The following is a 12,004-nucleotide window of genomic DNA, read 5'->3' as shown; positions in this document are numbered from 1 at the left end:
CTCGATGCTCGATCTTCAGTGGCTGCTCATCGCCATCCCGCTGGCCAGCGGAGCCCTGCTCCTGGTCTGGGGCAAGGAGTCCGACCGCTTCGGCCACCTCATCGGCACCGCGGCGTCGGCGGCGTCCTTCATCCTCGGCGTCATCCTGTTCGCCCAGCTGATGGGCCGTGACGCCGAGGACCGCTCCCAAACCACCGATCTGTTCACCTGGATCGATGCGGGCCGCTTCCACGTCGACATGGTGTTCGTCTACGACCAGCTCTCGGCGCTGTTCGTGCTGCTCATCACCGGCGTCGGCACCCTGATCCACGTGTACTCGATCGGGTACATGGCCCACGACGAGCGCCGGCGCCGGTTCTTCGCCTACCTCAACATCTTCATCGCCGCGATGCTCACGCTGGTGCTGGCCGGCGACTACCTGGTGCTGTTCCTGGGCTGGGAGGGCGTCGGCCTCGCGTCGTACCTGCTGATCGGGTTCTGGCAGCACAAGCCGAGTGCTGCGGCTGCCGCGAAGAAGGCCTTCGTGGTCAACCGCGTCGGTGACATCGGGATGGCGCTGGCGATCATGCTGATGTTCGCGCAGTTCGGGACGTCCGCGATCGGGGCGGTGAACGCCGCTGCCCCGGGCGCGACCGACACCGTGACGACGGCGCTCGGCCTGCTGCTCCTGCTGGGCGCCTGCGGCAAGTCGGCCCAGGTGCCGCTGCAGAGCTGGCTGCTGGACGCCATGGAGGGCCCCACCCCCGTCTCCGCGCTGATCCACGCCGCGACGATGGTCACCGCGGGCGTCTACCTCGTGGTGCGCAGCAACGCGATCTTCGACGCCTCCGAGGTGGCCCGCACCGCGGTCATCGTCGTCGGCCTGGTGACGTTGCTGGCCGGCGCGTGGATCGGCTGCGCCAAGGACGACATCAAGAAGGCCCTGGCGGGCTCGACGATGAGCCAGATCGGCTACATGATGCTGGCCGCGGGTCTCGGCCCCGCCGGCTACGCGTTCGCGATCTTCCACCTGATCACGCACGGCTTCTTCAAGGCCAACATGTTCCTCGGCGCCGGATCGGTCATGCACGGCATGGACGATGACGTCGACATGCGCCACTACGGCGGGTTGCGGCACATGATGCCCATCACCTTCGCGACCTTCGCCCTGGGCTACCTGGCGATCATCGGCGTCCCGCCGTTCGCCGGCTTCTGGTCCAAGGACAAGATCATCGAGGCCGCCTTCGGGCAGAACCTGTGGGTCGGCCTCGGCGCCCTGCTCGGGGCCGGCGTCACGGCGTTCTACATGACGCGGCTGATGATCATGACCTTCCTGTCGCACAAACGCTGGCGCGAGGACGTCCACCCGCACGAGTCGCCGCGGGTCATGACCTGGCCGCTGATCGCGCTCGCCGCGCTGTCGGCCGTCGGTGGTGTCCTGCTGCTGGGTGACTGGATCGTGGACTGGCTGGAGCCGGTCGTCGGGGAGGCCGAGCACCACGAGCTGGCGGTGCCGGCCATCGTCCTGACGCTGATCATCACCGCGGTCGTCGCGCTCGGTGTGCTGGGCGCGGTGTTCTTCTACAGCCGGGAGCCGATCGCCGCCGAGACGCCCGCCGACAGCTCGGTGTCGGTGTTCGCCCGGGCCGGCCGCCACGAGCTGTACGGCAACGAGATCAACGAGGCGCTCGTCGTTCGTCCCACCCGGTACCTCACCCGGTTGCTGGTCTGGTTCGACGGCAAGGGTGTCGACGGCTTCGTGACCGGGATCGCCGACCGGCTCGGTGACACCTCGCAGTTCCTGCGCAAGCCGCAGACCGGCCACGTCCGTTCCTATGCCCTCACGATGTTCGGTGGCGCCGCCATCGTCGTCCTGTGCCTCCTGGCGGTGAACCTCGCATGATCCTCACGATCCTGGCCGCGACCCCGATCGCGGGCGCGCTGATCCTCGCCCTCGTGCCACGCGGCACGACCGATCACCTGCCCGCCAAGGTGATCGCCCTCGGCGTCTCGCTGATCACGCTGGCGTTGTCGCTGGTCGTGCTGGCCAAGTACGAGCCGACGTCCGGTGGGTACCAGCTGACCCAGGAGCACACCTGGATCAAGGCCTTCGGCGCGCACTACGCGGTCGGCGTCAACGGCATCGCGATCACGCTGGTGCTGCTGACCACGATCCTGGTGCCGATCGTCATCCTGGCCTCCTTCGACGACCGGCTCCCCGATCCGCGGGGCGTCAACGCCTACTTCGCCTGGATGCTCGCCGTCGAGGGTCTGGCGATCGGCGCATTCATCGCGACCGATGTCTTCTTGTTCTACGTCCTGTTCGAGGCGACGCTGATCCCGCTGTACTTCCTGATCGGAACGTTCGGGGGAGGCAACAGGTCCTACGCGGCGGTCAAGTTCTTGATCTACAACCTGGTCGGTGGCCTGCTGATGCTCGCCGCGATCGTGGGCCTGTACGTCGTCAGCGCCCGTCAGGGGGACGCGTCGTACCTGCTGACCGATCTCAAGGAGCTCGACCTGGGCCAGAACACCGAGCGACTGCTGTTCCTGGGCTTCATGGCGGCGTTCGCGATCAAGGCGCCGCTGTGGCCGCTGCACACCTGGCTGCCGGACGCCGCGGGTCAGGCGACCCCGGGCACCTCGGTGCTGATGGTCAGTGTCGTGGACAAGATCGGCACGTTCGGCATGATCACCTGGTGCCTGAACCTGTTCCCCGAGGCGGCCGACTGGGCGAGCCCGGTCATCATCACGCTCGCGGTGATCAGCATCATCTACGGCGCGCTGCTGGCGATCGGGCAGGACGACATCCGCCGGCTCGTCGCCTTCACCTCGGTGTCGCACTTCGGCTTCATCATCCTGGGCATCTTCGCGTTCACGTCGACCTCGATGGCCGGCTCCACGCTGTACATGTTCAACCACGGCCTCTCCACGGCCGCCCTGTTCCTGGTCACCGGCGTCATGATCGCGCGGCGCGGCTCGGCGCGGATCTCCGACTTCGGTGGCGTGCAGAAGATCGCGCCGATCATGTCGGGCGTCCTGCTGATCGCGGGCCTGTCCAGCCTGTCGTTGCCGGGGCTGGCGCCGTTCGTCTCGGAGTTCCTGGTGCTCGCCGGCACGTTCACGGTGTCGATTCCCGCAGCGGTGTTCGCGACGCTCGGCATCGTGCTGGCGGCGCTGTACGTCCTGATCATGTACCAGCGCACGATGACCGGACCGCTGGCTCCGGGCGCCGAGGGGGTCACCGAGCTGCGTCCGCTGGAGATCGCGGCGCTGACCCCCGCGATCATGCTCATCATCGGGCTCGGCTTCTTCCCGCAGCCCGTGCTCAACGCCATCAACCCCGCGATCGACACGGTGGTCAGCCACATCGGCAAGGGTGACCCGGCGCCGAAGACACCCACACCGATCGACGCCGGCACCACCGAGTCGACCGGCCACGAAGAAGGGGGGCACTGATGATCACGTCGTTGTTGTCGGCCGATCTGCCGCCCATCGCCGCGCCCGAGATCCAGTACTCGCTGCTGGGCCCGCTGTTCATCATCGCCGGGGCCGCAGTGCTCGGCGTCGTCGTCGAGGCGTTCTGGCCCCGGGGTTCCAGGTTCGTGGTGCAGACCGGTCTGGCGGTCGTCGCGATCGTGGCCGCGATCGTCGACACCGTCCTGGTCTACAACGACCTGGACCGGATCGAGGCCGCGCTGCAGGCTCGCGGTCAGGTGGCCGCCGAGGGCGCCCTGTCGATCGACGGACCGGGCGTCTTCGCGTGGGGCAGCCTGCTGGTCTTCGGGCTGCTCAGCATGATGCTGTTCGCCGAGCGCCGGCTCGAGGGCGGCATGAGCGCCTTCACCGGACGTGCTGCGGACGCGCCCGGGTCCGCGGCAGAGGCCGAGGCGGTCAAGCTGCGCGTCGAGCACAGCGAGATCTTCCCGCTCGCCCTGTTCGCGCTGGTCGGCATGATGCTGTTCGCCACGGCGAACGACCTGCTGACGATGTTCGTCGCGCTCGAGGTCCTGTCGCTGCCGCTGTACCTGCTGTGCGGGCTGGCCCGCCGACGTCGCCTGCTGAGCCAGGAGGCCGCGCTCAAGTACTTCCTGCTCGGGGCGTTCTCGTCGGTGTTCTTCCTGTACGGCATCGCGCTGGCCTATGGCTACTCCGGCAGCTTCGACCTGGCGGCGATCGACCGGGCCGTCACCAACCGCACCGGCGGCGAGAACATGCTGCTCGCGGCGACCGCGCTCATCGCGGTCGGGCTGCTGTTCAAGATCGGCGCCGCCCCGTTCCACACGTGGACACCCGATGTCTACCAGGGCGCCCCGACGCCGGTGACCGCCTTCATGGCCGCCGGCACCAAGGCGGCGGCCTTCCTCGCGCTGCTGCGGGTGTTCTTCGTGGCCTTCGGCGGATCGTCGTGGGACTGGCGTCCCATGATCGTGGCCATCGCGATCATCACGATGTTCCTGGGCGCCGTCGTGTCGATCTCGCAGACCGACGTCAAGCGGATGCTGGCCTACTCCTCGATCGCCCACGCGGGCTTCCTGCTGGTCGGGTTCGTCGGCGTCTACGCGGGCGTCGCCGGTTCCGACCGCATCACCTCGGTGTCCAGTGTCCTGTTCTACCTCGCGGTCTACGGGCTGTCGTCCATCGGCGCCTTCGCCGTCGTCACGCTGGTGCGTGACTCCGGTGGCGAGACGACCCACCTGTCGAAGTGGGCAGGTCTGGGCAGGACCTCGCCGTGGCTGGCGGGCTCGTTCGCGGTGTTCATGCTGTCGTTCGCAGGCATCCCGCTGACCGGCGGCTTCATCGGCAAGTGGGGCGTCTTCAGCGCCGCGTACTCCGGCGGCTTCTGGTGGCTCGTGGTCATCGGCGTGCTGATCAGCGCACTGGCGGCCTACTTCTACGTGCGGGTCATCGTGCTGATGTTCTTCACCGATCCGGTCGGCGACGGCCCGACGGTCGCCGTGCCCAGCGCGCTGACTACCGTGGTGATCGTCGTCGCTGTGTTGGGCACGGTCGGACTCGGTATCATTCCGGGACCGGTGCTGGACCTCGCGCAGCATGCGGGCGCATTCGTGCGCTGAACCGTTTCTCTAGGAGCTCTGCGTGTCCACTCTGGGTGTCTCGTTCGCCGACACTGCCCTCGAGAGCCGAGTTCTCGCGGGGGTGGATGCGGTCGAGTCGCAGCTGACCGCGGCAGTCGACTCGTCCTCGCCGTTCGTGGCCGAGGCAGCCGCCCACCTGCTCAATGCCGGTGGCAAGCGGTTCCGCCCGCTGCTGGTGATGCTGAGCGCGGAGTTCGGCGACCCGTCCCGCGCGGAGGTGGCTCGAGCCGCCGTCGTCGTGGAGCTGACGCACCTGGCGACGCTCTACCACGACGACGTCATGGACGAGGCCCCGTTGCGCCGGGGTGCCCCGAGCGCCAACTCGCGCTGGGACAACTCGGTGGCGATCCTGGTCGGCGACTATCTCTTCGCCCAGGCATCCGACCTGGTGTCCGACCTCGGCACCGATGCGGTGCGCATCCAGGCGCGCACGTTCTCACGTCTGGTGCAGGGGCAGATCCGCGAGACGATCGGGCCCGACGCCGACGAGGACGCCCTGGCGCACTACCTCTCCGTGGTCGCGGACAAGACCGGCTCGCTGATCGCGACCTCCGCCCGGTTCGGTGCCATGATGGCCGGCGCCCCCGAGGACGTCCAGGTGACGCTCACCGAGTTCGGCGAGCGCATCGGCGCTGCCTTCCAGCTGGCCGATGACATCATCGACGTCGCCAGCGAGACCGGCGACTCGGGCAAGACGCCGGGCACCGATCTTCGCGAAGGCGTCCCGACGCTGCCCACGCTCATCGCGCTGCGCTCGACCGATCCGGCCGACGCGCGGCTGCGGTCGCTGCTGTCCAAACCGCTGACCGATGACGACGAGCACGCCGAGGCGCTCACGCTGCTGCGCGCCCACCCGGCGATGACCGAGGCGCGCGCCTATGTGCAGGCCGAGGCCGATGCCGCGAGCGTCCTGCTGGCCAAGCTCCCGGACTCTCCCGCACGCTCGGCACTGCAGGAGCTGTGCGACACCGTCGTCACCCGCCTCGGCTGACCCCACCTCGCTGCTCAGGTCGGTCCGGACCTGCTCGCGTCGACCCAGCTGGTCACGACCGCGACCGGCACCCGAAGGGTCCGCGCCACGTCATGGGGTGACTTGCCACCCTCGAGGACGGCGTGGACCGCCAGATCGTGGGCGGAGCGGAACTGCCCCATGGTGCCGCGCGTGATGATCCGGTTGGCCTCGACCAGCCGGGGTGCCTGCGGCGCGGGCGGCGCGGGGACGATCGCCGCCGGCGCGCCCATCAACGACGCCGGAGCTGGTCGCTCTGCTCGTGGCGGCTGCGCCAGGGGATCCGGGATCTCGGCAGGCCCCTGCCGGCGGGCGCGGGCCATCGCGATGACGGTCTCCTCTGCGAGGCGGCGCAGATCCCGGTGCCTGCGGTGTCGCCGTACGACGAAGCGCAGGCCCAGTGCGGGGACGACCAGGATCAGCGCCCACAGCAGGGCGAACGGGTTGTGCTCGATCCACTCGATCCGGGGGTGGGTCGTCCGCCACCGTTGCGCGTCGTTGTCGCTGACAGTGAAGCCGTCGGCGCCATCGGCCAGCTCGAAGGCGTGCGGCCCGGCGCCGGAGACGGTGTTGCCCTTCGCCGAGCCCGTGCCACGTCGGTCGGTGACCTGCACAGCGTGTCCCTTGGCGATCGTGAGCGCGGTGCCGGAGACGTCGACGTCCGCATCGGCGATCGTGATGCCCGAGGTCGTGCCGGCCACGGTGCTGCCGACCACGGTGACCCTCAGCGCCCCGCCCGCCACGGCGATCGCGGCGCCGCGCCGGGACGTGATCACGCTGTCATGCACCGAGGTCCCGCTGGATCGCCCGATGACCTGCAGGGCCGCACGATCCTCATCGGCCTTCAAACCGTCCACCGAGGCGTCGTTCGTCCCAAAGATCCGGACCCCGCCCTTGCGGTTGTCGGTGACCGTCGTTCCCGTGAGGGTCAGCCCGGTCGCGTTGACCACGCTGCGGCCGGCCGGATTCGGCCCCGTCGCGCGCGGCCGCCCGTCCGCGACTATCCCGTAGGCCGCGCTGCCGGTGACCGAGCCGCCGGAGAGCGACAACCGGTCGCTGCGGTAGCGGGCCCGGATGCCGCTCAGCCCGGACCCGGCGACGGTGACATCGCTGATGCGCGTCCCCGTCGACCGGTCGAGCTGGATGCCGTCCCGGTCGGCGTCCTGTACGCGAGTCCGGCTGATCGCAACCTTGCGGGTGTCCGCGAGGTAGACCCCGATGTGGGGCGCCGTGATGCTGACATCGAGGATCTGCGCCTTCGACGGGGCGAAGCTCGTCCCGGTCGCCGCCAGCCCGCCGGTGCGACCGCTCCAGAAGCCGAGATGCTCCAGCGAGGCGTGCTTGACCGCGAGCCGTCCGGAATGGACCCGGAGGTAGCCGCGCCCGTCGGTCTCGTCCACGTCCGGCGCCCTGGTCGCGCGATCCCACCCGATGACCTGCACCGGTTTGGCCGCAGTGCCCGACACGGTCAGTGACCCGCCCCACGCGACGACGCTGGCCGGGCCCGCAGCGCTTCCGGCAAGACGCAGGGTGGCTCCCGGTGCGTGGATCCTCAGTGAGACGCCCGACGGGACGACCACGGGACGCCGGAGGGTGATCGTGCGTCCCTGGCGGCTGGCGGCCCCGAGCGCGATCAGGTCGTCCACGCCGTACGCGCCGACCTCCCGGGGCTCCAGCACCACCGTCGTGACGCCGCCCCGCCGACCGGTTCCTCCGGAGACAGCAGACTGCAGGCGGCGGTCCTCCTCGTCGACGAGATCGGCCTGGGCGATGTCGCCGGGTGCGGGGGTCCTGGTCACCGGTGCTGGGGAGGCGGCAGCCGCCGGCGGACGCTGCTCGGAGGGCTTGGCCTCGTTGGATGCGGCCGTGATCGCGACGGCGGCACCGACGACGACCACGACGATCGCCGCGAAGGCCACCAGCGTGCGCCGGGGACTGGCTGGGTCGCCACGCTCGTCCGGCGTCAGCCGGTGGTCCGGGAGGGTGTTCACGGCTGGCGCCCCAACGCGACGCTGGCCTCGTCCTGACCCTCGCCGCCGATGGTGTCCTCGGAACGGGTGAGCCACCCCTGCTTGTTCATGGTGACCAGCGCATACACCTTGATCGGCAGGGCGATGAACGCGACCACCACGGTGACCACGGGAAGCAACCAGATGTCCTGGGGTCGCCGCCGCAGGTGCGAGAGGCTGCGGATGCCACGTCCGACGACGACCCACCCGCAGGCCAGCGCGACGGCCGGCAGCGGATGGTCGCTGCGCACGGTGAGGGCGACGTAGACCACGGCCACCGCCATCGTGAGGGGGGTGAACAGGATCTGCATGACCGTGAGCTGCGAGATCAGCGGGACCCGGAAGATCCAGCCGTTGCGGATGGCCGTCAGGTAGCAGCGGTAGGAGTTCCGGCTCCACCGGACCCGCTGCTTGACGAAGGCGCGAAACGTCCCGGGAAACATCGACAACGCTCGTGCGCTGTCCTGATGGCCGACCCGGAAGCCCTGGGACAGGACGATCCAGGTCAGTCGCCCGTCGTCACCGGCGACGCACCGGCGGCCCCGGAACGTCTCGTTCTCGAGCGCATCCAGGTGGGGGACGATGACATCGGTCCGGTACGCAGCGGTGCGCCCGGAGGCACAGATGACACCCCCGTAGCGTCCCATCGCCGGCGCATAGTCGCAGTAGCGCAGATCGATGATCCAGTCGGCCACCCGTCGCCAGATGCTGGTGGTCGGGCGGTACACGTTCTGCCGCGTGCTCACGGCACCGACCGCCGGGTCGACGAACGGCATCTGCACCGCCGCCAGCAACCCTTCGTCCCATGCCGTGTCGGAGTCCACCAGCACGACCAGCTCGGTGTCGACCATGCGCAGGCCGGCGCCCAGCGCGGATCGTTTGCCGCGATGCACGAACATCACCGCCTCCAACGCGGGATCGCCCAACGCCTCGATCCGTTGCTGCGCCTCGGTGTCGGCGACGTCCAGCACCACGAGGATGCGATCGGGCGCCTGGTGACGCCAGGTGGCCAGGCAGCGCATCAGCACGTCCGGGTCCTCGTGGAAAGACGGCACGACGACCGTCACCGACGTCTCGAACTCGTTGACGGTCGGGCGGGTGATCGCCGACAGCACTCGGCGCACCAGCCAGATACCCCAGGAGATCGCGCCGAAGACTCCGAACGGCACGAGCCAGGTCAATGAACCGCCGTGAGCTGCCCACTGCATTCAGAGTTGTCCTGACCGGGATGGGGACGAGGGAATCGGCTCGCAAACGCCAGCACCGGCACACCGCGTCGGCCCCCCAGCCGCGTGCCGACCGTGAGCCTAGTGTGTGGGAGGGTGCCTGCGTGCCGAAATACGCTGCAATCTCCGGCCTGATCGCGGTGCTGCTGATCGCGTCGGCATCGGCGGGGTGCTCGGGCTCCGATGAGGACGCCCCTGCTCCGGCCGGCGGCTGCCCCGACGGCCGGGTCGTCAAGACGTCCGCCGAGCTCGCCGACGAGCTGGCCGCCGCGAAGGCCGGTGACGTGATCGTGGTGGCCCCGGGCGCCTATGGGGGGTCGTTCGTCGCGGACCGTGCGGGGGAGGCGTCGGCCCCGATCGTCCTGTGCGGCGAGTCGTCCGCCGTGCTGGACGGGGGCGAGCGGGGGTACACGCTGCACCTCGACGGCGTCAGCCACTGGCGTGTGCAGGGACTCACGGTGCGCGGTGGGGCGAAGGGCATCGTGCTGGATCAGTCGTCGGACAACCAGATCGTCGACGTGACGGTCGAGCGCACGGGCGAGGAGGGCATCCACCTGCGCCGCGGGAGCAGCCGCAACCTGGTCGAGCGGTCCCGGATCTCCGGCACGGGGACGACCCGGCCCGACATCGGTGAAGGGATCTACATCGGCTCTGCCGAGAGCAACTGGTGCTCGCTCACCGACTGCGAGCCGGATCGAAGCGATGCCAATGCGGTGATAGGCAACAGGATCGAGAACACGACGGCAGAGACGATCGACATCAAGGAGGGTGCGTCGGACGGCGTCGTGCGGGGCAACCACCTCGACGGTGCGGGCAGCACGAGGGCCGACTCGCTGATCGACGTCAAGGGCAACGGCTGGACGATCGAGAAGAACACCGGAGCCGCGTCGCCCGGCAACGGGGCTGCCGTGTTCGAGATCCTCGACGGCTGGGGTCGGGCCAATGTGTTCCGTGACAACCGCTTCGAGGTGCCGGCCACCAGGTGGGCGGTCGAGGTGTTCGGTGCGGCGCGGGCGGGCGGAAATGTCGTGGCCTGCAGCAACGCCGCCCTCGTCGCCGGACGTCCCGCGCCGGACCGGGTCGCGCCGCAGGGCTGCACGGGCTAGAGCGGCGCGGGCTCGGCGACGATCCGACGGCGGCTGCTGATCGCGTCCACGGTGAAGATGGCCAGTGCCAGCCAGACGAGGACGAAGCCGGCCCAGCGGGCGCCGGTCATGTCCTCGCGGAAGATCAGCAGGCCCGTCGCGAACTGCAGGATCGGTCCGAGGTACTGCAGCAGACCCGTGGTCGTCAGGGAGAGCCGCGTGGCCGCGGCGCCGAACAGCAGCAGCGGGATGGCCGTGACGATGCCGGTGCCGATCAGCAGCATCATGTTGGCCGGTCCCTCGTGCCCGAAGGTCAGGTTGCCGCGCAGCTGCAGCACGATCAGGAAGGTCAGGGCGACCGGGAACAGGATCGCGGTCTCCATGCCGAGGCTCTCGAAGGCGCCGAGGTCGGCCTTCTTCTTGAGGAATCCGTAGATCGCGAACGAGAACGCGACCAGCAGCGCGACCCACGGCAGGCGGCCGTAGTCGATCGTCAGCACCACGACGGCGGCGGCGCCGATCGCGACGGCCAGCCACTGCACGGGACGCAGGGTCTCCTTCAGCACGAACACACCCAGCAGCACCGTCACGAGCGGGTTGATGAAGTAGCCCAGCGAGGTCTCGATGACGTGCCCGTTGGTCACGCCGTAGATGAAACCGCCCCAGTTGAAGGCGATCGTCACCGAGGCGATGCCCAGGATCAGCATCAGCCGGCGGTCACGGGCGATCGCGAGGATGGCCGGCCACTTGCGCATCGCGGTGATCGCCACGAGGACGAAGACCATCGACCAGACGAAGCGGTGGGCCAGCACCTCGAGCGATCCGGCGGGGTCGAGCAGCGGCCAGTACAAGGGGAAGAATCCCCAGCACAGGTAGGCGGCGACCCCGAAGCCCACGCCACTTCTGGAGTCGTTCACCAGCAGAGCGTACGCCTGGTGGACGATGGGCACATGACGGACATTCCCCGCTGGTTCACCAGCACCAAGGACGGCCACTCGCAGTGGTACGTCGACCGGTTCCGGCAGCTCGCTGCCGACGGTGCAGACCTCGGCGGCGAGGCGCGGCTCATCGACGCGGTGACGGCTCCCGGGTCGCGGGTCCTCGACGCCGGCTGCGGACCCGGACGCGTCGGAGCGGTGCTCCACGAGCGCGGCCACACCGTCGTCGGGGTCGACGCCGACCCGGTGCTGATCGAGGCGGCCGAGCAGGATCATCCCGGTCCGCGCTGGGTCGTCGGTGACTTGAGCAAGCTCGACCTGGACGAGGAGCCCTTCGACATCGCTGTCGTCGCCGGCAACGTCATGGTGTTCGTCGCGCCCGGCACGGAACGGCTCGTGCTGGAGTCGCTGCGCCGCCACGTGCGTCCCGGCGGACGGATCGTCGTCGGCTTCGCGACCGACCGCGAGCTCGCGCTGGAGGACTTCGACGCCGATGTCGAGGCGGCGGGGCTCGTCCTGGAGCAGAGATTCGCCACGTGGGACCTCGTGCCGTTCTCCGCGGACGCCGACTTCGCGGTGACGTTCCTGCGCGTCCCGTAGTGACACATTTACACTGAGATTGCAGGATATTTCTGGTGGGCAAGCATTGCGCTCGGAGC

Annotated in this window: 9 protein-coding genes; 6 read left to right on the top strand and 3 right to left on the bottom strand. The window is 69.4% G+C overall.

What is annotated here, in order from left to right; genetic code table 11:
• The first annotated feature begins 4 nt into the window (after positions 1–4).
• Genes nuoL through NQV15_RS15720 form a run of 4 tightly spaced genes read left to right on the top strand, consistent with a single transcriptional unit; the run spans position 5 to position 6,069 of the window.
• Positions 5–1,882 carry an NADH-quinone oxidoreductase subunit L gene (gene nuoL, locus NQV15_RS15735; protein WP_232403807.1) on the top strand — a complete coding sequence of 626 codons (1,878 nt, stop codon included), beginning with the start codon at positions 5–7 and terminating at the stop codon, positions 1,880–1,882.
• Complete coding sequence (locus tag NQV15_RS15730) at positions 1,879–3,438, top strand: NADH-quinone oxidoreductase subunit M (protein WP_232403805.1); 1,560 nt, start codon at positions 1,879–1,881, stop codon at positions 3,436–3,438. The genes nuoL and NQV15_RS15730 overlap by 4 nt, the downstream gene beginning before the upstream one ends.
• Entirely contained in the window at positions 3,438–5,057 is a 1,620-nt protein-coding gene (gene nuoN / locus NQV15_RS15725) for an NADH-quinone oxidoreductase subunit NuoN (RefSeq protein WP_232403803.1), read from the top strand. Before NQV15_RS15730 ends, nuoN begins: the two co-directional genes overlap by 1 nt.
• Positions 5,058–5,079: 22 nt before the next feature.
• Positions 5,080–6,069: a polyprenyl synthetase family protein gene (locus tag NQV15_RS15720; protein WP_232403801.1), complete on the top strand. Its 990-nt coding sequence runs from the start codon at positions 5,080–5,082 to the stop codon at positions 6,067–6,069.
• 14 nt (positions 6,070–6,083) lie between these two features.
• On the opposite strand, the gene NQV15_RS15715 is transcribed toward NQV15_RS15720, so the two are convergent.
• Both NQV15_RS15715 and NQV15_RS15710 read right to left on the bottom strand, forming a co-directional pair.
• Entirely contained in the window at positions 6,084–8,078 is a 1,995-nt protein-coding gene (locus NQV15_RS15715) for a right-handed parallel beta-helix repeat-containing protein (RefSeq protein WP_232403799.1), read from the bottom strand.
• On the bottom strand, positions 8,075–9,304 hold the full coding sequence (locus tag NQV15_RS15710) for a glycosyltransferase (RefSeq protein ID WP_232403797.1): 1,230 nt from the start codon (positions 9,302–9,304) through the stop codon (positions 8,075–8,077). The genes NQV15_RS15715 and NQV15_RS15710 overlap by 4 nt, the downstream gene beginning before the upstream one ends.
• Positions 9,305–9,426: 122 nt before the next feature.
• Here NQV15_RS15710 and NQV15_RS15705 point away from each other — a divergent pair, with 122 nt between their 5' ends.
• The gene (locus tag NQV15_RS15705) at positions 9,427–10,428 is read left to right on the top strand and encodes a right-handed parallel beta-helix repeat-containing protein (protein ID WP_232403795.1); all 1,002 of its coding nucleotides are present in this window, start codon (positions 9,427–9,429) and stop codon (positions 10,426–10,428) included.
• Here NQV15_RS15705 and rarD read toward each other — a convergent pair.
• Positions 10,425–11,324: an EamA family transporter RarD gene (rarD, locus tag NQV15_RS15700; RefSeq protein WP_232403793.1), complete on the bottom strand. Its 900-nt coding sequence runs from the start codon at positions 11,322–11,324 to the stop codon at positions 10,425–10,427. The genes NQV15_RS15705 and rarD overlap by 4 nt on opposite strands.
• 33 nt (positions 11,325–11,357) lie before the next feature.
• On the opposite strand from rarD, the gene NQV15_RS15695 reads away from it, so the two are divergent.
• Complete coding sequence (locus tag NQV15_RS15695; RefSeq protein ID WP_232403791.1) at positions 11,358–11,945, top strand: class I SAM-dependent methyltransferase; 588 nt, start codon at positions 11,358–11,360, stop codon at positions 11,943–11,945.
• The last annotated feature ends 59 nt before the right edge of the window (positions 11,946–12,004 follow it).

This window comes from Aeromicrobium wangtongii, assembly GCF_024584515.1.
In the GTDB taxonomy this organism is placed as follows: Bacteria; Actinomycetota; Actinomycetes; order Propionibacteriales; family Nocardioidaceae; genus Aeromicrobium; species Aeromicrobium wangtongii.
Note: the sequence above shows the minus strand (reverse complement) of the source record. Positions and strands in the feature narration are given on the sequence as shown.